This is a genomic window from Acinetobacter sp. GD03645 (assembly GCF_029845285.1).
In the GTDB taxonomy this organism is placed as follows: domain Bacteria; phylum Pseudomonadota; class Gammaproteobacteria; order Pseudomonadales; family Moraxellaceae; genus Acinetobacter; species Acinetobacter corruptisaponis.
In genome coordinates this window covers 40476-63677 of sequence record NZ_JAOCLL010000006.1, presented here as the reverse complement: position 1 = coordinate 63677, position 23202 = coordinate 40476, and the positions used below count along the sequence as shown (strand labels likewise).

The 23202-nt window shown below is 42.1% G+C and carries 24 protein-coding genes; 18 read left to right on the top strand and 6 right to left on the bottom strand.

What is annotated here, in order from left to right; all coding sequences use genetic code 11:
* Positions 1-38 precede the first annotated feature (38 nt).
* From miaA to tsaE, 3 genes are read right to left on the bottom strand one after another with little or no spacing between them, the layout of a single operon-like run.
* Complete coding sequence (gene miaA, locus N5J47_RS06255; protein ID WP_279960298.1) at positions 39-983, bottom strand: tRNA (adenosine(37)-N6)-dimethylallyltransferase MiaA; 945 nt, start codon at positions 981-983, stop codon at positions 39-41.
* Between the two features lie 6 nt (positions 984-989).
* Positions 990-2939 (bottom strand): DNA mismatch repair endonuclease MutL, encoded by a 1950-nt coding sequence (gene mutL, locus N5J47_RS06250; RefSeq protein WP_279960299.1) that lies wholly within the window; start codon positions 2937-2939, stop codon positions 990-992.
* Complete coding sequence (gene tsaE, locus N5J47_RS06245) at positions 2929-3405, bottom strand: tRNA (adenosine(37)-N6)-threonylcarbamoyltransferase complex ATPase subunit type 1 TsaE (protein ID WP_279960340.1); 477 nt, start codon at positions 3403-3405, stop codon at positions 2929-2931. The genes mutL and tsaE overlap by 11 nt, the downstream gene beginning before the upstream one ends.
* A 106-nt stretch (positions 3406-3511) precedes the next feature.
* Here tsaE and N5J47_RS06240 point away from each other — a divergent pair, with 106 nt between their 5' ends.
* From N5J47_RS06240 to N5J47_RS06225, 4 genes are all read left to right on the top strand, one after another.
* On the top strand, positions 3512-4138 hold the full coding sequence (locus N5J47_RS06240; protein WP_279960300.1) for a hypothetical protein: 627 nt from the start codon (positions 3512-3514) through the stop codon (positions 4136-4138).
* A 1-nt stretch (position 4139) separates the two neighbouring features.
* Complete coding sequence (locus N5J47_RS06235; RefSeq protein ID WP_279960301.1) at positions 4140-5048, top strand: pseudouridine synthase; 909 nt, start codon at positions 4140-4142, stop codon at positions 5046-5048.
* 109 nt (positions 5049-5157) lie between these two features.
* Positions 5158-5466 carry a type II toxin-antitoxin system RelB/DinJ family antitoxin gene (locus tag N5J47_RS06230; RefSeq protein ID WP_267979054.1) on the top strand — a complete coding sequence of 103 codons (309 nt, stop codon included), beginning with the start codon at positions 5158-5160 and terminating at the stop codon, positions 5464-5466.
* Between the two features lie 98 nt (positions 5467-5564).
* Positions 5565-6008 (top strand): GNAT family N-acetyltransferase, encoded by a 444-nt coding sequence (locus N5J47_RS06225; protein ID WP_267979053.1) that lies wholly within the window; start codon positions 5565-5567, stop codon positions 6006-6008.
* On the opposite strand, the gene N5J47_RS06220 is transcribed toward N5J47_RS06225, so the two are convergent.
* The gene (locus tag N5J47_RS06220) at positions 6009-6722 is read right to left on the bottom strand and encodes a 16S rRNA pseudouridine(516) synthase (protein ID WP_279960302.1); all 714 of its coding nucleotides are present in this window, start codon (positions 6720-6722) and stop codon (positions 6009-6011) included.
* Between the two features lie 245 nt (positions 6723-6967).
* Between N5J47_RS06220 and N5J47_RS06215 the strand changes: the two genes are divergently transcribed.
* Positions 6968-7465, top strand: coding sequence for a glycine zipper domain-containing protein (locus N5J47_RS06215; RefSeq protein ID WP_279960303.1), 498 nt, complete (start codon positions 6968-6970; stop codon positions 7463-7465).
* A 153-nt stretch (positions 7466-7618) separates the two neighbouring features.
* Complete coding sequence (locus N5J47_RS06210; RefSeq protein ID WP_279960304.1) at positions 7619-8620, top strand: LLM class flavin-dependent oxidoreductase; 1002 nt, start codon at positions 7619-7621, stop codon at positions 8618-8620.
* A gap of 42 nt (positions 8621-8662) precedes the next feature.
* Here the strand turns inward: N5J47_RS06210 and N5J47_RS06205 are convergent, their stop codons facing one another.
* Together N5J47_RS06205 and N5J47_RS06200 are read right to left on the bottom strand one after the other, a co-directional pair.
* Positions 8663-9379, bottom strand: a complete 717-nt coding sequence (locus N5J47_RS06205; RefSeq protein WP_279960305.1) for a hypothetical protein — start codon at positions 9377-9379, stop codon at positions 8663-8665.
* A 77-nt stretch (positions 9380-9456) separates the two neighbouring features.
* Entirely contained in the window at positions 9457-10293 is an 837-nt protein-coding gene (locus N5J47_RS06200) for a pyruvate, water dikinase regulatory protein (protein WP_267979048.1), read from the bottom strand.
* Positions 10294-10450: 157 nt separating this feature from the next.
* Between N5J47_RS06200 and ppsA the strand changes: the two genes are divergently transcribed.
* The 12 genes from ppsA (at position 10451) to rplI (ending at position 23029) form a co-directional block, all read left to right on the top strand.
* Positions 10451-12829, top strand: coding sequence for a phosphoenolpyruvate synthase (gene ppsA / locus N5J47_RS06195; RefSeq protein ID WP_279960306.1), 2379 nt, complete (start codon positions 10451-10453; stop codon positions 12827-12829).
* A gap of 68 nt (positions 12830-12897) precedes the next feature.
* The gene (locus N5J47_RS06190) at positions 12898-13671 is read left to right on the top strand and encodes an RDD family protein (protein ID WP_267979046.1); all 774 of its coding nucleotides are present in this window, start codon (positions 12898-12900) and stop codon (positions 13669-13671) included.
* A gap of 311 nt (positions 13672-13982) precedes the next feature.
* Positions 13983-15035, top strand: coding sequence for a ubiquinol oxidase subunit II (gene cyoA, locus N5J47_RS06185; protein ID WP_279960307.1), 1053 nt, complete (start codon positions 13983-13985; stop codon positions 15033-15035).
* Positions 15036-15038: 3 nt separating this feature from the next.
* Positions 15039-17030, top strand: a complete 1992-nt coding sequence (gene cyoB, locus N5J47_RS06180; protein ID WP_279960308.1) for a cytochrome o ubiquinol oxidase subunit I — start codon at positions 15039-15041, stop codon at positions 17028-17030.
* Positions 17031-17034: 4 nt separating this feature from the next.
* Entirely contained in the window at positions 17035-17655 is a 621-nt protein-coding gene (gene cyoC / locus N5J47_RS06175) for a cytochrome o ubiquinol oxidase subunit III (protein WP_004771586.1), read from the top strand.
* Positions 17655-17984, top strand: a complete 330-nt coding sequence (locus N5J47_RS06170; protein ID WP_267979042.1) for a cytochrome o ubiquinol oxidase subunit IV — start codon at positions 17655-17657, stop codon at positions 17982-17984. Before cyoC ends, N5J47_RS06170 begins: the two co-directional genes overlap by 1 nt.
* A gap of 10 nt (positions 17985-17994) precedes the next feature.
* Positions 17995-18873, top strand: a complete 879-nt coding sequence (cyoE, locus tag N5J47_RS06165; RefSeq protein WP_279960309.1) for a heme o synthase — start codon at positions 17995-17997, stop codon at positions 18871-18873.
* An 87-nt stretch (positions 18874-18960) separates the two neighbouring features.
* A complete protein-coding gene (locus N5J47_RS06160) occupies positions 18961-21075 on the top strand; it encodes a hypothetical protein (protein ID WP_279960310.1) in 2115 nt (704 codons plus the stop codon).
* Between the two features lie 9 nt (positions 21076-21084).
* Positions 21085-21819 (top strand): DUF3142 domain-containing protein, encoded by a 735-nt coding sequence (locus N5J47_RS06155; RefSeq protein ID WP_279960311.1) that lies wholly within the window; start codon positions 21085-21087, stop codon positions 21817-21819.
* A 131-nt stretch (positions 21820-21950) separates the two neighbouring features.
* Entirely contained in the window at positions 21951-22334 is a 384-nt protein-coding gene (gene rpsF / locus N5J47_RS06150; RefSeq protein WP_004676984.1) for a 30S ribosomal protein S6, read from the top strand.
* A gap of 11 nt (positions 22335-22345) precedes the next feature.
* A complete protein-coding gene (gene rpsR / locus N5J47_RS06145; protein ID WP_004676982.1) occupies positions 22346-22573 on the top strand; it encodes a 30S ribosomal protein S18 in 228 nt (75 codons plus the stop codon).
* Positions 22574-22582: 9 nt separating this feature from the next.
* Complete coding sequence (rplI, locus tag N5J47_RS06140; RefSeq protein WP_004757753.1) at positions 22583-23029, top strand: 50S ribosomal protein L9; 447 nt, start codon at positions 22583-22585, stop codon at positions 23027-23029.
* Positions 23030-23202 lie beyond the last annotated feature (173 nt).

Here is a 23202-nt window from a genome sequence, read left to right as displayed (position 1 = left end):
AACTAAAAATTATAAAAAGACAGCCTGCGAATTTTGCTTTATCCAAAGAAGTTTCGCAAGTCTTCTTTCGCCTGCTTTATCGTCACGTAAGTTTTAAAATCGTGTAATTCTTGCAAAGAACGTAACCAAGTGTATTGACGTTTGGCAAGTTGCCGTGTCGCAAATAGCGCTTTGTTCTCCATTTCAACCCTATTTTTGAGACTCAAGTCACTTTTCAATAAAAAATCTAAAGCTTGACGATAACCTACAGACCGCATAGATGGTAAATTATCATTTAAATCGTATTTTTTAATTAATTCCTCTACTTCATTTAAAAAACCAATACTCCACATCTTGCTCAATCTTTGCTCAATGCGTTGATGTAATTCTAACCGATCTGGCATGAGGGCGTAGTTATAAAAAGTGTAACGATATGGTTGATTTTTAGGTTGTTCTGCCTGTAGTTTTGTTATTGGTTCACCCGTAATTCGGTACACTTCCAATGCCCGAATAATACGTTGCCGATCTGAAACCTTAAACTTTTGACCTGCGATGGGGTCAACAGCAACCAGTTCATCATAAACCGCCTGCCAGCTTTCCTGTTCAGCCTTGGCAATAATGGCATCACGAATCGCCTGATCCGCATTGGGCAGGTTATCGGCAAGCCCCTCAAGCAGGGACTTGAAATACAGCATGGTCCCACCGACCAGAATCGGTGTCTTGCCCCGTGCATGCATATCATCAATCAAGGGGCAAACATCCTCAACAAACTGGGCTGCCGAGTACACTTCCAGCGGTGTAATAATATCAATCAAATGATGTGGATATTGTTGCTGCTCTTCTTTAGTCGGTTTTGCCGTTCCAATATCCATATCCTTATAGACCAGGGCTGAATCGACAGAAATCAGTTCAAAATTTCCACGCTCATACAGTTCACATGCCAAAGCAGTTTTACCACTTGCGGTAGGCCCCATTAAATTAATCACGGGCAATTGATTTGACATGAAACCCTACTCTCCTCGAGCAAATAATTTATCTAGTTGATGTAGTGGAAATGCCCGCCAGGTGGGGCGACCGTGGTTACATTGGCTGGCAAACTCGGTTTGCTCCATTTGGCGCAATAAAGCATTCATCTCCGACAGGCTGAGTTGACGATGGGCACGAACCGCACCATGACAGGCCATTCCAGCCAACAGTTCATCACGTTTTTGCAATAAACCTCTAGCCTCATCATTCGGGTCAAGGTCATTCAATAATTCTGGAATTAAATTGCCAAAATCTGCCTTATGCAAAATGGCTGGCACACCACGCACGATCACTTGTTCATCACCATATTGATCAATTTCCAGCCCCAGTCGTTGCAGTTGAGGTTGCAGGTCCTCAATACGTGTGGCCTGCATACGGGTAATCGAAACCACCTTTGGAATCAGTAGTTGCTGTGACATCCAGAATTCAGGTTTATCCCACGCCGCTTTCATCTGCTGTAGCAAAATCCGCTCATGCGCAGCATGCATATCAACAATGATTAAACCCTCAGTATTTTGCGACAGAATATAAATGCCATGAAGTTGTGCAATGGCAATACCCAGTGGAAATTCATCCACCTTTGCTACTGTTTGATCCTGTTCAGAATCAACCTCTTCACGCAAAGGTGCCAGATAACTTTTTAAGGCATTGTTGATTTGCGTGGAACCACTGTAACGCGGCTGTGACACATTGTATTGAACCGCTTGTGGACGACTTTGATTAAACTCAGTCAGCAAATCTGTTGATACTTCTGTTTGCTGGTTTAGCTGTGGTTCAGGTTCAACGTCTGCGCGATGTAAATGAAACTGTTCCTGATATTTTGGTTGGGGTTGATAACTTGAACTATTTGTTGCAGCCGCCGCATCCACTTTCATGGCTTGGGCTAAATCAGCAGTTGCTGTCTGAAATTGTGACAAAATGGCTTTCGCATAGTGACGTACAAATTCATGCACTTCACGTTGATTCAGGAAACGGATTTCATGCTTGGTTGGATGGACATTGACATCAATATTTTCAGGATCAACCTCTAAAAACAGCAAATAAGAGGAATGTTGATGACCATGCAAAATCCCCTCATACGCCATACGCAGCGCATGGGAAATGGTCTTGTCCTTGACAATACGACCATTCACATAGACATACTGCAAATCAGCCTGTGCCCGTGCATCAGACGGATGCCCCAGCCAGCCAGACAAACGCATATTGATACTTTCAGCATCCATCCAGTAGGCATTTTGAATAAACTGTTGGCCCAACAACTGCTGAACACGCTGATAACGCAACTCACCACTATCAGCAATCGGCAGGTTCAAGCGAATATTATCGTTATGCTCAAGCACAAAACGGATGTCAAAATGAGTTAAAGCCAAACGGCGTACAATTTCCTCAATATGACCAAATTCTGTACTTGGTTTTTTCAGGAATTTACGGCGCGCAGGCACATTAAAGAATAAATCCTGAACGCGAATATGAGTGCCTTTTTGTGCCGCCACCGCCTGAACCTGTTGATGGTCAAAAGCCGTACCATTCACCTCAACCTGATAACCTATCCCTTGTTCATCCTGACAACTGGTTAAGGTTAAACGGGATACCGCTGCGATCGAGGCCAATGCCTCGCCTCGAAATCCCAGACTCACTATCGCATGTAAGTCTTCTGAAGTTCTAATTTTACTGGTGGCATGACGCATGACTGCCAAAGATAAATCGTCTGGATGAATACCATGACCATTGTCAATGATTTCAATCAGCGTTGAACCACCTTGGGCAACCCGAATGATCAATTCTGTTGCGCCCGCATCAATCGAGTTTTCCAAGAGTTCCTTGATCACTGACGATGGACGTTCAATTACCTCGCCCGCTGCAATCTGGTTGGCTAAGGCAGCATCAAGGGTATGAATACGACGGGTTGAACGATGTGTTGAATCATGCGCCATTCAATTGTTCCTGCAAAGTATTCGCTAGCTCTTGTGAATTTACGCTTAACGTCACAAAACGCGTCAGTTCATCATCAGATTTCTGAATATCAATCACCACATCCGCTTGAGGAATCTCATCACCACCTTTAGATGGCCATTCAAACAGGAATAAGGCATCAGGTGTTTCCAAATAATCACGGATTCCCATCAGTTCCAGTTCATAGGGATCATCTAAACGGTATAAATCGAAGTGAAAAATTTCTTTTCCTTGAATGCTATACGGTTCAACCAAAGTATAGGTCGGACTTTTAACAGAACCCTGATGCCCTAAACTTTGTAGGAAATAACGGGTGAATGTGGTTTTCCCTGCCCCCAGATCACCAATTAAATAAATAATGCCTGAATGCACATACTGGGAAAGCACTTGTGCAAAATCTTGGGTATCCTGTTCATGATTTAGGGTAAATTTCACTGAATACGACATGGCAAATAAAACAAAACTGGAATGGCGGCTATGATAACATTGCACAGCTTCAAAGCCTAATCCATAGCAATACCTTGGTTCTTTTTTACAACATTAAAGAGAAGACATGACTCTACAAAATCGGGTTGATCCTTGGGGAAAATTGAACACGCATCCCTCAAAAAGTGCGACTTTAATGGGGAATCGAGGTGGTAAGCTGCATAATGCAGACAAGCAAATCATTAAGCAATTTTCCACTCAATCATGGATCAACTGCGTAACCATATTCGGTAATGTCAAAAGAGAGGTTTTTGGTCAGTCTTATTCTGAACTGTTCTTTTTAGATGAAGCAACCGCCTTGGCGGCAGGTCACCGTCCTTGTGGAGAATGTCAAAACCAGCGCTATAAACAGTTTAAAAATGCATGGATTCATGCAAACAACACTGGTATTTCACTACCTGTAAAAGAGATAGATAAAAAAATTCATCAAGACCGCCTAACAGCAGATAAAAACAAGAAAACATTTCAAGCCAAAATTTCTGATTTACCAATTGGCACTTTCTTTGAGCATGACTCAAAAGCAATCGTGATCTTTAAAGACAATCATTATTTGATTTGGTCTTTTGATGGCTATCAACAGGAAGTTGAATTACCAAATGACCTGATTGTGAACGTCCTCACGCCAGAATCTTTTGTTAAAGCATTTGATGAGGGATTTATACCTCGTTTCCACCATTCAGCCTCACTCAAATAATATGAATATTATTGAAAGTTTTACTCCACCTCTCATCAATGGTGTCAGTGCCAGCAAAGTCTTTTTACCCAATGACCTCACTGTAAACACAGTTTTTGAATATCTTTGCCAGCATTTCCCCCATATTCAGCCGCAAGAATGGCAACAGCGTTTTGCAGACCAACTGATTTACGCTGCTGATGGTTCAATCCTGACGCTGGAAAGTCCCTATACAGCAAATACCCATATTTTTTATTATCGTTTTCTGGCGCATGAAATTCATGTGCCTTTTCAGCATGAAATTTTATTTGAAAATGAAGATTTACTGGTGGTGGATAAACCTCACTTCCTGACCATGACACCAACTGGACAATACGTTCAGGAAACCTTACTGGTTCGCCTGAAAAGACAAACAGGCAATCAAGACCTAACCCCGATTCATCGACTGGATCGGGAAACGGCAGGCGTGGTTTTATTCAGCAAAAAACCTGAATCGCGCGGAATATACCAACAACTTTTTGCCGAACGCAAAGTCCAGAAAGTCTATCATGCTATTGCCGCTTATCATCCCGAACTCAAATTTCCACAGAGTATTCAACTGCATCTAGAAAAGGGTAATCCTTTTTACACCATGCAAATTAATCCAGAAAAACCGAGCAATACAGAAACACACATAAAATTGCTGGAACAGACACAGCATCATGCCAAATATTTGCTTAAACCCAAAACAGGCAAACAACATCAACTCCGTGTACACCTCAATTATCTGGGTATCCCAATCCTACACGACCCTTTTTATCCAACTGTTCAGCATAAGGCGGATGATGATTTTAGCTGCCCGTTGCAATTACTGGCCAAGCAGATTCAGTTTGTTGATCCTATTTCCCAGCAGGAAATGCATTTTATTTCTAATTTTGAACTCACACTGTAAACACAACGTAATGACAAAAAATCACTATTTTCACTTCAAAAATATTGAAATTAGCCTGTGATCGTTTAAAATACATGACGATAACTAAAAATATTTGGTCATATCTTTCATGCGAAAAACAGAAGTTTATCAGGTTCGACTTGATTCCCAGGAAAAGAAACAGGCGTTTGCCGTTTTTAAGCAGCTCGGTATCTCCCCTGCTCAGGCTGTACGACTTTTCTTTAAACAGGTGGTACTGACCAAATCCATTCCCTTTGCGATTGAAAACCAGAATATCAATATGGAACAGTTGCTTAAACTGCGTAAGTCAAAAGCCAACCATTCTGCCGAAAATCCTGCTTCCAATCATATTGAAGATGACCACGAAGACCTGTTTGAAGAACTCAACGCACTTTTAGGCGAAAGTGACAAAACTTAACAATGTTGCATTTATACACAAGTTTTTATTTTTTAAGCTGAATTTTTTTCGCTATCCTGTGATTCCAAATAGAACGATAAGCTTAAGGATAGGTCAGGATGATTGTTAAGCGAGCCACAAAAGAAGATCTTCATCAACTTGCTGTCCTATTTGACGAATACCGTCAGTTCTATGGCGCATCATCAAATATTGAACAATCCTATCAATTTCTCAAACATCGTTTCGACAATAAAGACAGTGTCATTTTTATCCATGTTAAGGATGATGTATTTACAGGCTTTGTTATGCTTTATCTCGCCTTTTCCTCTGTTGCCTGTGAAACCTACTATATTTTAGATGATGTTTATGTGACACCATCTTTCCGCAAACAAGGTTCAGCGAAACAATTGATTGATACCGCCATTCTCTTCGCCCGCCATGAAAATGCCCAACGTATCAGTCTCGAAACACAAAAGAACAATTACCAGTCCCACCGTCTTTATGAGCAGATGGGCTTTATTCGGGACGATGAGTTCAAGACTTTCCACTGTTTTCTAAAATAATCAGTAATCCAGCACAATATTTTGACTTAACTGTTTTTGCGAAGACGTTAAATATATCCATTCACCCTCCGCTAAACCAGGTAGTTCAAGCTGCCCAATTTGATGACGATGCAACGCGTCAACCTTGTTGCCTACAGCGGCAAGCATACGCTTAACTTGATGATATACACCCTGATGAACCGTCATGGAAAGCTGGTTCGCAGAAATCAACTGTACATCTGTTGCAGCGAAAATCCCTTTTTCATTACGAAGTTCGACACCCTGCTCCAGAGCCTGAATTTGTTCAGGAGTCACTGGATCGGCTGTGGTGACATGATAAATCTTGGGTACATGCTTTCTGGGATGCGTCAGTGACTGTAGATACTGACCATCATCCGTTAATAATAGTAATCCTGTCGTATCCTGATCTAAGCGCCCCACACATTGCACACCGCGATGAATCAGGATTTCAGGTAGTAGGCTAAATACGCTTTGGTGATGTGTCGCCTGATGCGAACATTCATAATCCTGTGGCTTATTCAAGGCAATATAGACATTTTCCCTATATTGGTATGGTTCACCAAAAACAGTGAAATTAAGATCATCCGTATTAAAGTTCTGTTTGGGATTGTCACAAACCTGATTTTCAATAAGGACAGAACCATTCCTAATCAACTGCTGGCAATATTTACGTGAACCAAAGCCTTGAGATTGCAAAATTTTTTCCAGCAGCATAAAAGCATCCTAAGCGAAATCACTTTATTGTACTCGATTAAACTATTCGCCGCTGTTCGCTGAACATTCATTCTTTATTTTTATAATTTATTCATATTCCCTCCATCTGCAATACAACATATACAAAACCCTCATTAAAACATCGTACACATGGGGAGCTGCTCCACATTTTCACTCAAATGTCCTGCTAAATTGGTCTCAAGTAAAAAAATGCTGTCCCAAAACAAGGGACAAGGAGTTTCCCCATGAAATCGAATATCTGGTTATGTAGCGTTATCCTGGCAACCACGTCAATGGTGTCTGTTGCGCATGCAGACAACGCAACACGTGTTGCAGCAACCTCTGCCCTTGGTAGTGTGGTGGGTACCGCGATTGGTCAACAGCTTGGCGGACAGACAGGTGCCATGATTGGTTCTGCACTTGGTGGCGCAGGTGGTGCCGCAGCATCCAGCAATAAGCGTGACCGTACTGAAGCCGCAATTGGTGGTGGTCTAGGTGGTGCTGGTGGTTATACCGTAGGCCGTAACATGGGTGGAACCAATGGTGGTTATATCGGTGCGGCACTGGGTGCGGCTGGTGGTGCGGCATTGGGTCAAAAAGTGGGTCAGGATCGTGCCGAAGAGGAACGCTATGACCGTCGTTATGACAACCGCCGTTCGTACAATGACCGCCGCTACTACAACTCACGCTATAACTATCGTCATGACAATGGCAAGCATCATGGCTGGTACAAACATCGTTAATAGATTTTATCCTTACCCCTTTGGCACTTTCGAGTGCCTTTTTTTATTTATACATTTTCATCTACAAATATAGAAACATTAAATCGAATAAAAACGATATACAAAACCAAACTTATATCGTATTATTTCGATATATGGTTTTGAGAATCAGCAATGAAAATATTAAAAGACATAAAGTTCTCCATTCTAGAGTTGGCGCCTGTTAGAGAGGATAAAAATATTGAGTTTTCTCTACGCCACGCACTTGAATTGGCTCAGCATGCTGAAAAGCTGGGATATGAACGTTTTTGGCTAGCTGAGCATCACAACATGGATGGCATCGCCAGTTCGGCAACCGCTGTTCTCTTGGGCTTCATTGCCGCCCACACCCAAAAGATTCGCCTGGGTTCAGGTGGTGTCATGCTTCCAAACCATGCACCTTTGGTGGTGGCTGAGCAATTTGGTACACTGGCGACACTCTACCCAAACCGTTTTGAGCTTGGCTTAGGCCGTGCCCCTGGAACTGATCCATTGACCATGCGGGCCTTACGCCGTGGCCATCAGGAAACTGAAGATCAGTTCCCGCAGGATGTGCTGGAAATTCTGCAATATTTTAAAGACCCGCAACCCAACCAGAAAATCATTGCCACTCCAGGCCAGGGCACCCATGTACCCGTCTGGTTGCTAGGTTCAAGCCTGTTTAGCGCACAGCTTGCCGCAAAGTTGGGGCTTCCCTACTCCTTTGCCTCACATTTTGCGCCAAGAATGTTGGGACAGGCCATCCAGATTTATCGGGATAATTTCCAGCCATCTGAATATTTGGATCAACCGTATGTTTCAATGGGTGTACCCACCGTTGTTGCCGCTACAGATGAAGAGGCACAATATTTAGCCACCAGTTCTTATCAGCGTATTTTAAACCTGATTCGGGGACACAGCCTAAAACTCAAACCGCCAATTGAATCAACACAAGGGCTGGCAAGCAGCGCTGAGCAACTCGCCATTCAGAATTTCTATGCAATGGCTCAAATTGGCTCGCAGGAAACTGTCAAAGCGGGGTTGGAAAAAATTGCCGCACAATATGATGTGGATGAGTTTATCTTCACCTGTGATATTTACGACACACCTAAACGTCTGGAAAACTTTAGCTTGCTCATGGAGCTAAAAAACCAGTAGACAATCCTATTTTGAAATAAGTATTACCCTGTTCCGCAATGCTTATTTCACCACACCCATGTATTGATAGGAGGTAGTCTTCTTGCTGTAACGTAAATACTTGCCTTGCGGTTTATAGTTTTTATCCAGCAACATAATATCAATATTATTCAAGTTTTTATCTGTACGGATGTAATCAGGTGCCTCATCCGAGCTTTCATGGTTTTTACAGTCAAAATCAACCTGAATGGCATCAAGTTGCGCTTTTTTGGTTTGGAAAACTTTGAATGTCTGAACTGCACCTGTTTGTGTTGGTTTAAAGGCATTCATTGCATAGGCCCCCATACAACTGCTGGCTTTATAATAATTTTCCACAAAATAAACAGGTTGTTGAGATAACTGGGTTTGTTTGACATCCAGAATAAAACCCGTGTCAATTGGGGTTAAAACCGTTTTGCCTGCCTTTTGAGTCTGCACATAGGAAGAAAATTCTCCCATTGTGCCACCACTGCCAATATCGAATGTATAAAACTTTAAACTTTTGTCAGGGGAAAAATGAATGCGTAAATTATAATGGTCCTGAAAAGCAGGAAAGGAATAATTAAAACTGGATGGATCTTGCTTAATCCTGTTCACCACAGCCGACTCAATCTCCTGATTGACTTCATAAAAAGCTTTCTGGTCGTATTGCTTTACCAGTTGCTTCTCAAATTTGGCCAGTGTCTCAGCATAAGTTTGTGTCACGAAAATAAATGGCAATAACAAAACAAGTTTTTTCATTATGATGTTCCCAGTTTTATTTCTTCAAAATAAAAAAGCGTAGCCCATCACCCACGCTTCTCATTTGAATATCATATTTAGCCAATACGACGTTTTAAACCTGTCATTTGTAAAATACGGGTTGAGATTTCCTCAATCGACATTTCAGTGACATTTAAATATTTAATGCCTTCTGAAATATAAATCCCCTCAATCGCCCGCAGTTCCATCTGACACTGGCTAAAACTTGCATAGCGACTATTGGCCTTACGTTCATTACGAATCGCAACCAGACGTTCTGCATCAATCATCAGACCAAACAGCTTGTTTTTATGCTCTTTTAGAACTTTTGGTAAACGGTTGTCGTCCAGGTCTTCTTCAGTAAGTGGATAGTTTGCCACGCGGATACCAAACTGTAATGACAGGTAAATCGAGGTTGGCGTTTTACCCGAACGTGACACACCAATCAGGATAATATCGGCTTTATCGTAGTGACGTGTTCGGGCACCATCGTCATTGTCCAGCGCAAAATGAACCGCATCAATACGTGCCTTATAATATTCAGAGTCAGTCACCGCATGGGTCTGCCCAACCAATGTGGTTGGCGGTGTTCCCAACTCTTCTGAAAGTTTACTGATTAAACCCTCAAACACATCCAAATTAACGGCTTTGGCAGTATTGATAATGTCGCGTACCAATGGGTCAACCAAAGTGTCAAAAACCAGTGGCAGGGAACCATCACGGGACTGGCATGCGTTGATCTCTGCAACCGCGACCATAGCAGCTTCTTCAGTGGCAATATAAGGCATGATATGAATGTCAAAATCCACGTTTGGAAATTGCGCAAGTAGTGAATGTCCAAGGGTTTCTGCGGTAATTGCCGTACCATCTGATATAAAAAATACGCTCCGTTTAATTTGTTTACTTTCGGGCATCAAAATTCTCCTTAAACATTTGTCTTAGTGCACTATAATCTTTATAGTAAACTCATCTAACATGACTGTCGCTTAGTAAACACTATATCTAGGCACTTTCGTATAATTTCATACCAATGATAGTCATTCATACTGCAAAAAAAGTGGAGTAAATACTTTGGAAGCGCGCGTAATCGGTCTGGAAAAATTAGGGAAACACGATGTCGAACTCGTAGGTGGGAAAAACTCATCTCTGGGTGAAATGATCAGTCATTTATCCAATGCTGGTGTATCGGTACCAGGTGGTTTTGCAACAACTGCGGCTGCCTATCGTGAGTTCCTGGATCAAAGCGGCTTAAATGCTCGAATTCAGGCTGAACTGGTTCAACTGAATGTTGATGATGTGCTTGCACTTGCTGAAACAGGTGCAAAAATCCGTAAATGGATTGTTGATACTCCACTGACTGCCGCATTAGAACAAGAAATTCGTGAAGCATTTGCAGCACTTTCAAACGGTAATCCAGACATTGCCGTGGCGGTACGCTCTTCTGCAACCGCTGAAGATTTACCAGATGCCTCATTTGCAGGCCAACAGGAAACATTCCTCAATATTCGCGGTATTGACAACATCCTGATTGCAATTAAGGAAGTTTTTGCTTCCCTTTATAATGACCGTGCCATTGCTTACCGTGTCCACCAAGGTTTCGAACACAGTGTGGTTGCCCTTTCTGCGGGTGTGCAACGCATGGTTCGCTCTGAAACTGGTGCTGCGGGTGTGATGTTTACCCTTGACACCGAATCGGGTTTCCGTGATGTGGTGTTTATTACAGCATCTTATGGCTTGGGTGAAATGGTGGTGCAAGGTGCCGTCAACCCTGACGAATTCTATCTGTCAAAACCACTTTTAAAGGGTAGTAAACACGCTGTCCTACGCCGCAACCTGGGTTCCAAGCACCAGAAAATGATTTATGGTGAAGAAGGTGCCGCTGGTAAATCTGTTGTTGTGGTTGATGTTGAAAAGCCAGAACGTCAACAGTTTGCATTGAACGACCATGAACTGCATGAACTTGCAAAACAGGCAATGATCATTGAGGAACATTATGGTTCCCCAATGGACATCGAATGGGCAAAAGATGGTGACGATGGTCAAATCTATATCGTTCAGGCACGCCCAGAAACAGTGAAGAGCCGTCAGAATGTCGGCACGATGGAACGCTACCTGCTTAAGCAAAAAGGTACTGTGCTTTGTGAAGGCCGCTCAATTGGTCAGCGCATTGGTTCTGGCAAGGTCCGTGTTGTGACCTCAATTAAAGAGATGGACAAGGTTCAGGATGGTGACGTACTTGTATCCGACATGACCGATCCAGATTGGGAACCAGTCATGAAACGTGCCGCTGCGATTGTCACCAATCGTGGTGGTCGTACCTGTCACGCGGCAATCATTGCGCGTGAGCTGGGTGTTCCTGCAATTGTGGGCTGTGGCAATGCCACTGAACTGTTAACGGATGGTCAGGAAGTGACTGTTTCCTGTGCCGAAGGTGATACGGGCTTCATCTATGAGGGTGCACTGGACTTTGAGGTTCAACGTAACTCGATCAACTCGATGCCAAAGCTTCCGTTCAAGATCATGATGAACGTGGGTAACCCTGACCGTGCGTTTGACTTTGCCCAGATTCCAAATGAAGGGATTGGCCTTGCACGCCTAGAGTTCATCATCAACCGTATGATCGGCGTGCATCCAAAAGCCTTGTTGAACATTGAGAGCCTGCCGAGAGAAACCCGTGCCGCTGTAATGACACGTACTGCGGGTTATTCTTCCCCAATCGAATTCTATGTTGAAAAACTGGTTGAAGGCATTTCAACGCTGGCAGCCGCATTTGCTGAAAAACCTGTGATTGTGCGTATGTCTGACTTCAAGTCAAATGAATACGCAAACCTGATTGGTGGTAAGTTATACGAGCCAGAAGAAGAAAACCCAATGCTGGGCTTCCGTGGTGCCAGCCGTTACGTTTCTGACAACTTCCGTGACTGTTTCGAGCTTGAATGCCGTGCGCTGAAAAAAGTCCGTGATGAAATGGGTCTCACCAATATTCAAATCATGATTCCTTTCGTTCGTACGGTTTCCGAAGCAAAACGTGTGATCGAACTGCTTGCCCAAAATGGCTTGAAACGTGGTGAGAACGGTTTAAAAATCATCATGATGTGTGAATTGCCAACCAATGCATTATTGGCTGAGCAATTCCTTGAGCACTTTGATGGCTTCTCTATCGGTTCAAATGACTTAACACAACTTACACTGGGTCTGGACCGTGACTCTGGTATCGTATCTCACTTGTTTGATGAGCGTGATCCAGCGGTTAAGGCACTTCTTTCCATGGCAATTCATGCCTGCCGCAAAGCAGGCAAATACGTGGGTATCTGTGGTCAGGGTCCATCTGACCACCCTGACCTGGCTAAATGGCTCATGGAACAGGGTATTGAATCTGTGTCACTGAATCCTGACTCAGTGCTTGATACCTGGTTCTTCCTTGCTGAAGAACAAATCAAGAAAGCCTAGTCTTTTTTTAGAAAAAGACCCTCTTTCGCAGGGTCTTTTTTATCTTTAGTCATTGAGATTTTAAAATTATGCAAATTTACTTGGCTCGTAACAACCAACAAGCTGGACCTTATAGTTTAGAACAAGTGAACCAAATGCTTGCCAGTCAACAAGTTCTACTCACAGATTTGGCCTGGCATGAGGGTATGGCAGAATGGAAAACGCTTGGTGAACTTACACAAGGTAAACTGGTATACGAACCTGTAGGTTACGCTCCCTTTAGTGCCCAGATTAAAACTGAGACTCATCCCAACTCAGCATTTAATATCAAAGTCGAACAAAAGACATCTCAGTTGGCCCCGATCCATTCACGTTTTTTTGCAAAATTGATTGATGTATTTTTGTGGTTTCCCGCAACATTCCTCCTCACTGCTTTTTTTACACCCGAACAGGCACAAAAGTTTACCCAGTTGAATGAACAACTGTTTCGACTGATGGCAGACCGCTCATCAGACATTGCCCTAGCCCAGAAAGTCCAGACTGAAATTCTTGCGATTATTCCCACCCATGCCTGGATGACCATGTGTGTCTATATCATTGCCATGCTTATGGTACAGGCTTTCCTGATTGGAAAATCAGGTCAAAGCATTGGCAAGAAATTGCTAAAAATCAAGATTGTGGATGCTGAAACGTCTGCTCCTGTCAGCTCAGTAAGGGCATTCTGGCTCAGAAGTATGGTTTTTGTTATTTTAAACATGATCATTGTGCCACTGATTTCCGTGATTGAATCGCTGTTTGCCTTGGGGAAAAATCGTCAGGCATTACATGACAAATTGGCAAAGACCAAGGTGGTTCAGAAATAAGCCTCATCAATTATTTGCATAAAGCTGTATATAAAATACATTTTATACAGCCTTTCAATATAGCGTGTTGATATATAAAAAAAAGATAGGGCTTTAATCCAATCCCTACAAAATAAATCGGGTTTTAAAACAAGTATTTCAGGCTACTTTATCAGTAGCTTAGTTTTTCAATATGAGGCATAATGCCCTACAACGTAGCGGTGTCGCATGATTGCTAAGCAATTCACAATTATTTCTTATCAATCATGCGACACTTTAATCGCTATCCCATAATTTATTTAGGGAATGGGACTCTTCACCGAGGTTGTAAAATGAGACAAACGATTTTAGCTGTATTGTCTTTATCAACGATGGCTGCGCTCTTGACAGGGTGTGGCGGTGATATGGTACTTCTAAACAATAAAGGTCCAGTTGGTCAAGGTCAAAGTAGCCTGATGATGACTGCGATCTATTTAATGCTGTTGGTGGTAATTCCGTCAATCCTGATGGCATTATGGTTTAGTTGGAAATATCGCGCATCGAATAAAGATGCAGACTATAAACCTACTTGGGCACACTCTACGACAATTGAGATCGTTGTTTGGGGTGTACCTGTCATTATTATTGGTATTTTAGCTTGGTTAACTTGGTGGGGTTCCCACAAGTACGACCCTTACCGTCCATTAGATTCAGACAAAGCACCTTTAACTATTCAAGCAGTCGCTGAACAGTTTAAATGGATCTTTATCTATCCTGAGCAAGAAATTGCAACGGTAAACGAAGTACGCTTCCCAGAAAAAACACCTATTAGCTTCAAGATAACCTCTAACTTCACAATGAACTCATTCTTCATTCCACAGTTAGGCGGCCAAATCTACGCGATGGCGGGTATGCAAACTCACCTTCACCTATTAGCAGATGAGCCAGGAGTTTTCCGTGGTTTCTCAGCAAACTATTCAGGTTACGGTTTCTCGCAAATGCGCTTCAAGGCACATAGCGTAACTGAGCCAGAATTTGCGCAATGGGTAGAAGCAGTTAAAGCTGGTAATGGTACAAGCATTAACCCTGAAGCTGTGCAGAAAGGTACGCTGGATCAGGCTGAGCTGGCAACGCTTAAAGATGGTGATCGTTCTAAACACCAGATCGAGCATTTAGTGAATCGTGCTAAAGCTGCTGGTGATGAAGAAGCGCTTGCTAAAGCTGAAGCGATGAAACCGTTCCCGACCAAGCCACACCCTGTGACCTATTACTCTTCAGTTGAACCTAAATTGTTTGAAACAATTATCAACCACTATATGAGTAACTATCACGGTGCTGACCATTCTGCTGGACATGCAACAGCAGAAACTCATGCTGCAGCAGAACATGCTGCTCAAGGGGAATAAGACATGGATATGATTTTTGGTAAACTTGGGTGGGATTCGATCCCGACAGAACCCCTTGTACTTGTCACCATGGTCTTTATGGCACTTGGTGCAATTGCTGTTTTAGGCGGTATCACCTATTTCAAAAAATGGGGATATTTGTGGAATGAGTGGTTTATCACTGTAGACCACAAAAAGATTGGTATCATGTATATCCTCGTATCTGTAGTCATGCTTCTGCGTGGTTTTGCCGATGCGATCATGATGCGTCTACAACTTTTCCTCGCGAAAGGTGGCGGCGAAGGTTATCTACATCCTGACCACTACGACCAGATCTTCACCGCGCACGGTGTAATCATGATCTTCTTCGTAGCAATGGGTCTTGTTGTTGGTATGATGAACATCTCTGTACCGTTGCAGATTGGTGCTCGTGACGTTGCTTTCCCACTATTAAACTCTTTAAGCTTCTGGCTATTTGCTGGTGCTGCTGGTTTAATGATGCTTTCACTGGTATTAGGTGAATTTGCTGCGACTGGCTGGATGGCTTACCCTCCTCTTTCAGGCATTCAATATTCTCCTGGTGTGGGTGTTGACTACTATATCTGGGCACTTCAGGTTTCTGGTCTCGGTACGCTTTTATCTGGTGTTAACTTCTTCGTTACCATCATAAAAATGCGTGCACCTGGCATGAAATTGATGGATATGCCAATTTTCACATGGACTTCACTGTGTACGGCTGTACTCATCATTGCATCATTCCCTGTATTAACAGGTACACTTGCAATGTTGACGCTAGACCGTTACTTCGGTTTCCATTTCTTCACCAATGAGCTTGGCGGTAGCCCAATGCTTTATGTGAACCTGATCTGGACCTGGGGCCACCCTGAAGTATATATTCTGGTATTACCAGCATTTGGTCTATACTCTGAAATCGTGGCGACGTTCTCTCGTAAAGCGTTGTTCGGTTACAAGTCTATGGTGTATGCAACAATTGCGATTACTGTACTTGCGTTTGTTGTATGGCTTCACCACTTCTTCACTATGGGTGCTGGTGCGAACGTGAATGCGTTCTTCGGTATCATGACCATGATTATTGCGATTCCTACAGGTGTGAAAATCTTCTCCTGGTTATTCACCATGTATAAAGGTCGCATTAGCTTTACCACACCAATGTTATGGACGATTGGCTTCCTTGTAACATTCGGTATCGGTGGTCTAACTGGTGTACTTATGGCTGTTCCACCTGCGGACTTCCTTGTACACAATTCACTCTTCCTGATTGCTCACTTCCATAACGTGATTATCGGTGGTGTGGTGTTTGGTATGTTTGCTGGCATCATCTTCTACTGGCCGAAAATGTTTGGCTGGAAGCTGAATGAAGCATGGGGTAAAGCTGCGTTCTGGTTCTGGTTCTTCGGTTTCTATTTTGCATTCATGCCACTTTATATCCTTGGTTTCATGGGTATGACGCGCCGTTTGAATACATATGACAACCCTGAATGGGATCCGTACTTGGCAATTGCATTGTTTGGTGCTGTTCTTGTTGCAATCGGTATTGCATGTTTCTTAATGCAAATCATTGTTGGTTTCCTACAACGTAAGGACAACATGGACTACACAGGCGATCCATGGGATAGCCGTACCATTGAATGGGCGACTTCATCTCCTGCGCCGTTCTATAACTTTGCACATGTACCAGAAGCTAGCGGCATTGACCGTTTCTGGACTGACAAAGAAAATGGTGTAGCATACGCACGTAACACTAAATATGAAGACATCCATATGCCGACTGATCGTGCTGCTGGTTTTGTCATTGCAATGTTCATTACTTTACTTGGCTTTGCACTTATCTGGCATATTTGGTGGCTAGTCGTTGTTTCATTCGTTGCGGCTGTTGTTAGCTTGATCGTAAGCTCATTCACCAAAAATGTGGATTACTACGTTCCTGCTGCTGAAGTTGAGCGTATTGAAAACGAACGCTATGCTTTACTTGAAAAACACTTGAAGAAGGACTAAGGAAATGGCTGAAGTACTTCATCACGACAACCACGGCCACGATGGTCATCATGAACATGATGATACGGACTTAACGGTCTTTGGTTTCTGGACATACTTGATGAGTGACTTGATTCTTTTCGGATCACTCTTCATTGCGTTCGCTGTATTAAGCAGTCATATCCCACCAGGAACCCCAAGTGCATATGACCTGTTCCATGATTCATTAGGCTTCGTGTTAACTGAAACATTTGCCTTATTGATCTCATCGGTAACGTTTGGTTTTGCTGTACTTGCATCATATAAAAAGAATGTCAATCAAGTGATCACCTGGTTATTCATTACTTTCCTTTTTGGTGCATCGTTCATTGGTATGGAAATCTATGAATTCCATCACCTTGTACATGAAGGTCATGGTCCAACGCACAGTGCATTCCTATCGTCGTTCTTCACTTTGGTTGGCACACACGGTATCCACGTAACCTCTGGTTTAGTGTGGATGCTGGTATTGATGTACCAGATCAAGAAGAATGGTTTGACTCTGCCGAATACACGTCGTCTGGCTTGTCTAAGCTTGTTCTGGCACTTCCTTGACATCGTTTGGATCTGTGTATTCAGCGTCGTTTACTTACTGGGAGTTCTCTAATGAGTAGTCATGACCATAATGCTGCTGGTGCATCACACGGTAACTTTAAGCAATACACGGTTGGATTTATCCTATCTGTCATCCTTACCATCATCCCATTCGGGATGGTGATGGCAGGTGGTTTCGGTCGTGGCATTTTAGTTACTGTGATTGCAATCACTGCTGTTGCTCAGGTTATTGTACAGCTTGTGTATTTCCTACACATGAATACCTCATCTGAACAACGCTGGAACCTGATTGCATTTATCTATACGATTCTTTGTATTGCGGTACTTTTAGTCGGTTCTGTGTGGGTAATGAACTACCTACACTACAACATGATGATCTAAACTGGTCGTCATGTTTAAAAAGTATTTATTCCTGACTAAGCCAGGAATTCTCTTCGGTAATTTTATTACCACCTTGGGCGGCTTTTTCTTAGCCGCTCAAGGCTCCATAGACTGCCTCTTATTATTACTTACACTGATTGGAACGACTTTTGTGGTTGCGTCTGGTTGTGTCGTAAATAATGTAATTGATCAAGACATCGATCAAAAAATGCAACGCACCATGAACCGTGCACTTGTTAAAAAGACCATCTCCCCGACCATTGCACTGCTTTATGCATTTGTGTTGGGTATGATTGGCTTTGGCATGCTTTGGTTTTATGTCAATGCGTATGCGTTTTTATTCGCTGTGATTGGTTTTGTCGTCTATGTCGGTTTCTATAGCTTGTGGACCAAACGTACCACAATCCATCAAACCGTTATTGGTAGTATTTCTGGAGCGAGTCCACCTGTCATTGGTTATACGGCTGTAAGTCACCATTTCGATATGGCGGCCCTACTGATTTTTGTAGCCTATGCCTTATGGCAAATGCCACATTCATGGGGAATTGCAATTTATCGTTTTGATGATTATAAAAATGCAGGAGTGCCGATCTTACCTGTAGCTCGCTCTATCCATAGAACGAAAATAGAATCACTGATCTATGTGGTTTTATTTACCCTTGCCATGAATGCGCTATATGTTTATGGATACACCAATGTTGTTTTTCTGGCGATCTGTAACCTGCTTTGCGCCTACTGGTTCTACATTGGTATTTTAGGATTCAAGGCTCAGAATGATCAGCTTTGGGCAAAACGCTTTTTCTTATTTTCAGTGATCCTCATCACTGTCATTAGTCTAAGCTTTAGCTTTACCTTTAAAAGCCCTGCACCATTCCTCCCTATTTTTTAAAAAGATAGAGAACGCTCTATCTTTTTATTCTCTTCCCTGCTTGTTATCATTTCCCACCATAAAAATATTTAATTCCTTATCATTCAAATGAAACTGCACAATATTTTATCCATTAAGCCAATTTTTTATTCCAGTTTACTCATCATCTGTGGTTATGGCTCAAACATATATGCAGGTGTTGAGAATATCTGCGAACCCAACCTTGCAATGGATGATCGCAGCCTGAATAGTTGCAGCAACCTGCCTGTCCTGGTTCCACTCAATGACAGTCAAACCAATATGGTGTTGCTGCTCAGTGATCTGGGACTGGCGACAATCAAGCCCATGACAGCAGATGGTAATTTATGGGATGCAAGCTACAGTACGGTGCCTTTTGATGCCGCAAATATTTCCACTGTGACTGAAAACAGGATTGCAAATCAGCGAGAAAAATTATCACAAAAAGATGAAATCATTTTTGATGAACGTTGCTACAGTTTTAATTCTGGCCATGCTGCTTTTATTAGTCAGGTTAAAACCAATAAAAATATTCCAGCCAATGAAAAGCAATTGCTGATTAATGAACGCCAAAAAATGAATCAGTGTGGTGATAAGATTGCATTGATTGCCGTTGATCCAAATTGGTCAGCCACAACACGTCAATATGCTTCTTACTTAAATGCCAGCATCCTGTTTTATAATGCAAACTACTCTGCCGCGACCAAAATTTATACGGTATTAAGTACTGTTGAGGATACATGGCTAAAAGAAACTGCACTATATATGCTGATTCGCACCAGCCTCAATTCAGCTTATGCAACAGGTGTGGATCAGTATGGTGATGTGTATCTGGACAATATCAATCAAAATTTACTTAAACAATTTTTAGATCATATTACGGTTTATTTAAAAGCCTATCCAAATGGGCAATACGTTGCGAGCGCACGCGGCTTTATGCGCCGTGGACTATGGCTTTCAAAACGGCAGGATTTATTGGTCAATGAAATCGTTTGGCAAATTCAGAATCCCAAATCAAAATTTTATAATCTGGAGATGAGTCAATTACCTGCCGAAATTGATCGTCGGGTATTTAACAGTCAATATTTCAATGTTAAGAATTTAAAAGATCCATTTTTTCTGGCGACTTATGACTTGATGTATATGCGAATGCCTGCATCTGATCCTTATCGCCCAATAACATGGGCACAATTAGCAGCTCAAAAAGAATTTTTTAAGGCCCAGCCTGAGTTATTCCAATATTTACAGGCAGTTCATTTACTATTTGTCCAGAATAAACCACAGGAAGCCTTGAGCTATTTACCTAAAGATAATATTAAGAACAACAATTATTTACAGCTAAGCCAGAGCTTTTTAAAGGGACAAATTTTAGAGAAAACTGGACAGAAACAGGTAACGGAACACTATTGGAATCAACAGTTTGCCCAAGCAAGAGATAGTTATCAAAAAGGCCTGTTTGAAACGGCTTTATCCAATCATCTCGCTGCCAAACAGGACTATTCAGCTTTTATCGGTAAAAAAGCCAAAATCAGCCAGTTAAATTTGCAACGAAATTTTATTACCCAATTGGCAAATGCAGACAGTTTACAAAAAATCATCCAGTCGAATGACAGTATCCTTGATCAAAAACAGGCAGCCACCTATACCCTGTTAAGCAAAAGTTTAGTTCATCAAAATTTTGACTTATTTAAACAAAGCTTTGCTTTCTTACCTAAAAATGCAGTGCTATATCAAGGTTATAACAGCAAAAATGAACAATTGAAAAATAAGCCTGATTTCTCCAATTTTATCTGGAATGGCGCAACTATTACCTCACAGCTTAAATGTGAAAATTTAGAGACTTTAGTCAGTCAATTGGCACAATCACCTCAAGACCCTTTATTGAATGTCTGTTTAGGTGAATATTTCCGTAGTGAACAAGGGTATTCACTGCAACAGTTGGCTTATGCTGAACAGCAAAAATCCAGTTTTTCGGGAAAAATATTTGCCCGTGGTCAGGTGTATAAAGACATTCTAAAATCATCCAGTAAAGATGATTTACACGCCTATGCCTTATATCGCTCGATTCAATGTTATGCGCCCAGTGGAATCAATGATTGTGGTGATGCAGAAGTGAGTAAGCCAGTTCGTAAACAATGGTATGACCAGATCAAAAGAGACTATCCAAATAGCACTTGGGCAAAATCACTTAAATATTATTGGTAACTTTTAGCCATGAAGTTGCTTCAAACGGTTTTCTGTATTTTTCTGATTTCTAGCCTGAATGCCTGCCAACCGACACAATCAGCAACTTCAAAAGTTGATGCCAATGATTTTGCTTCTTTCTGGATTTGGGGTGATATTCAGACAGCCCCTTATCTGGTTCATGCACAGGAATTGTATATTTTACAGGGTGAAATCCGTTATTCAAAATCAAAACAGATTTCAACTTTCACACCGCAAGGCGTATCTATACTGAAATTACCCCATCAAAAAATATGGCTGGTTCTCCGAACCCATCATTTGGCGTGGAATGAACAAAATTACCAAACCATTCTCAATCGATTGGAACACTGGAGAAATCAGGGCAATCAGGTTCAAGGCATTCAAATTGATTTTGATAGTAAAACCAACAGTTTGAAAGACTATGCCATTTTTCTGCAAAAACTCAGGCAGAAATTACCCCAACAATATCGGCTCAGTATTACAGGTTTACTGGACTGGACCAATTTTAAAGACCAGAACACCTTAACCCTTTTTAGGCAAAATATTGATGAACTGGTGATCCAGACTTATCAGGGCACGACCACAATCCCGAATTATCCTGAATATTTAAAACGTATCTCTGCCCTGCGCTTGCCCTATAAAGTTGGGCTGGTACAACATGGAACATGGTTCGGGAATAGTACAAAACAAAAAGATCCCTATTTTAAAGGCTATGTGGTGTTTTTACTTCGATCAAAAGCGTGAATTTACTTGCGATTTAAGCCAAACATGACTAGAATTGTCGCTTCGCAATTTGCGACATAACTAAATTAGTTATGACTCCTTGCTTCTGGCTTTATCAAGTTAGGGGCTGCTTAAACCGTAAGGAGCTGACAATGCGTCACTACGAAATCGTACTATTGGTACACCCAGACCAAAGCGATCAAGTTGTAGGTATGGTTGAACGCTATATCTCTCAGATCAAAGAAGCTGAAGGTCAAATTCACCGTTTAGAAGATTGGGGCCGTCGCCAATTGGCTTACCCAATTAACAAGATTCATAAAGCACACTACATTCTTATGAATGTTGAATGTGGTCAAACGACTCTTGATGAACTCGAAGAATTGTTCCGTTATAACGACGCGATCATTCGCAACATCATCATCCGTCGTGAACACGCAATCACTGAAGAATCTCTACTTGCGAAAAGTGCTGAAGAAAAACGTGCCCGTAAGGCGCAACGTGAAGAAGCACAACACGCAGTTCAAGAAGCTGAATAAGGAGAACATCAATGGCACGTTTTTACCGTCGTCGCAAGTTCTGCCGCTTTACAGCTGAGAAAGTTGCGTACATCGACTACAAAGATATCGACACTTTAAAACAGTACATCACTGAAAACGGCAAGATCGTTCCTAGCCGTATTACAGGTACTAAAGCTCGTTATCAACGTCAATTAGCGTTAGCGATTAAACAAGCGCGCTATTTAGCGTTGATTCCTTACACTGACAATCATAAGTGAGGTTGAGCCGTGGATATTATCTTATTACAACGCATTAAGAACCTTGGTAAATTAGGCGACAAAGTATCAGTTAAAGCTGGTTACGGTCGTAACTTCCTGATCCCTCAAGGTAAAGCTGTAGCTGCAACTGAAGCAAACACTGCTGCTTTTGAAGCTCGTCGTGCTGAACTTGAAAAACAGGAAGCTGCTATTTTGGCTGCTGCAAATGCACGTGCTGACCAATTGAACGAAGTAAATATCGTGATCACAGCTAAAGCTGGTGATGAAGGTAAACTGTTCGGTTCGATCGGTACTCGTGACATCGCTGATGCCTTGACCAATGCTGGTCTTGCTGTAGACCGTGCAGAAGTTCGTTTACCAAACGGTGCACTTCGTCACACTGGTGAATTCAACATCGCAATTCAATTGCACCATGATGTTGTTGCTGAAGTTCTCGTTACTATCGTATCTGAGTAATTTTTGCAAAGAAAAGGGCATGTTTTTACATGCCCTTTTTTACGTCTAAAGTTTGCCAAAACCATCAAGCTGTATTTTCACCACTTACACAATTTTCTTCCAATTAAACGCTCCTGTCTGCATCCATTTGGATTAAGATAGTCACTCTTTTACGGTTTCATCTTTTTATTAGG

Excerpts from the sequence above, each read along its gene's own strand:
- mutL (WP_279960299.1), bottom strand. The coding sequence starts at position 2,939 with ATGGCGCATGATTCAACACATCGTTCAACCCGTCGTATTCATACCCTT.
- N5J47_RS06190 (WP_267979046.1), top strand. The coding sequence starts at position 12,898 with ATGCAAATTTACTTGGCTCGTAACAACCAACAAGCTGGACCTTATAGT.
- N5J47_RS06205 (WP_279960305.1), bottom strand. The coding sequence starts at position 9,379 with ATGAAAAAACTTGTTTTGTTATTGCCATTTATTTTCGTGACACAAACT.
- N5J47_RS06215 (WP_279960303.1), top strand. The coding sequence starts at position 6,968 with ATGAAATCGAATATCTGGTTATGTAGCGTTATCCTGGCAACCACGTCA.
- cyoC (WP_004771586.1), top strand. The coding sequence starts at position 17,035 with ATGGCTGAAGTACTTCATCACGACAACCACGGCCACGATGGTCATCAT.
- N5J47_RS06230 (WP_267979054.1), top strand. The coding sequence starts at position 5,158 with ATGCGAAAAACAGAAGTTTATCAGGTTCGACTTGATTCCCAGGAAAAG.
- tsaE (WP_279960340.1), bottom strand. The coding sequence starts at position 3,405 with ATGTCGTATTCAGTGAAATTTACCCTAAATCATGAACAGGATACCCAA.
- N5J47_RS06240 (WP_279960300.1), top strand. The coding sequence starts at position 3,512 with ATGACTCTACAAAATCGGGTTGATCCTTGGGGAAAATTGAACACGCAT.
- N5J47_RS06210 (WP_279960304.1), top strand. The coding sequence starts at position 7,619 with ATGAAAATATTAAAAGACATAAAGTTCTCCATTCTAGAGTTGGCGCCT.
- N5J47_RS06225 (WP_267979053.1), top strand. The coding sequence starts at position 5,565 with ATGATTGTTAAGCGAGCCACAAAAGAAGATCTTCATCAACTTGCTGTC.
- miaA (WP_279960298.1), bottom strand. The coding sequence starts at position 983 with ATGTCAAATCAATTGCCCGTGATTAATTTAATGGGGCCTACCGCAAGT.
- N5J47_RS06220 (WP_279960302.1), bottom strand. The coding sequence starts at position 6,722 with ATGCTGCTGGAAAAAATTTTGCAATCTCAAGGCTTTGGTTCACGTAAA.
- cyoB (WP_279960308.1), top strand. The coding sequence starts at position 15,039 with ATGGATATGATTTTTGGTAAACTTGGGTGGGATTCGATCCCGACAGAA.
- N5J47_RS06235 (WP_279960301.1), top strand. The coding sequence starts at position 4,140 with ATGAATATTATTGAAAGTTTTACTCCACCTCTCATCAATGGTGTCAGT.
- N5J47_RS06200 (WP_267979048.1), bottom strand. The coding sequence starts at position 10,293 with ATGCCCGAAAGTAAACAAATTAAACGGAGCGTATTTTTTATATCAGAT.
- cyoE (WP_279960309.1), top strand. The coding sequence starts at position 17,995 with ATGTTTAAAAAGTATTTATTCCTGACTAAGCCAGGAATTCTCTTCGGT.
- rpsF (WP_004676984.1), top strand. The coding sequence starts at position 21,951 with ATGCGTCACTACGAAATCGTACTATTGGTACACCCAGACCAAAGCGAT.
- cyoA (WP_279960307.1), top strand. The coding sequence starts at position 13,983 with ATGAGACAAACGATTTTAGCTGTATTGTCTTTATCAACGATGGCTGCG.
- N5J47_RS06160 (WP_279960310.1), top strand. The coding sequence starts at position 18,961 with ATGAAACTGCACAATATTTTATCCATTAAGCCAATTTTTTATTCCAGT.
- N5J47_RS06155 (WP_279960311.1), top strand. The coding sequence starts at position 21,085 with ATGAAGTTGCTTCAAACGGTTTTCTGTATTTTTCTGATTTCTAGCCTG.
- N5J47_RS06170 (WP_267979042.1), top strand. The coding sequence starts at position 17,655 with ATGAGTAGTCATGACCATAATGCTGCTGGTGCATCACACGGTAACTTT.
- rpsR (WP_004676982.1), top strand. The coding sequence starts at position 22,346 with ATGGCACGTTTTTACCGTCGTCGCAAGTTCTGCCGCTTTACAGCTGAG.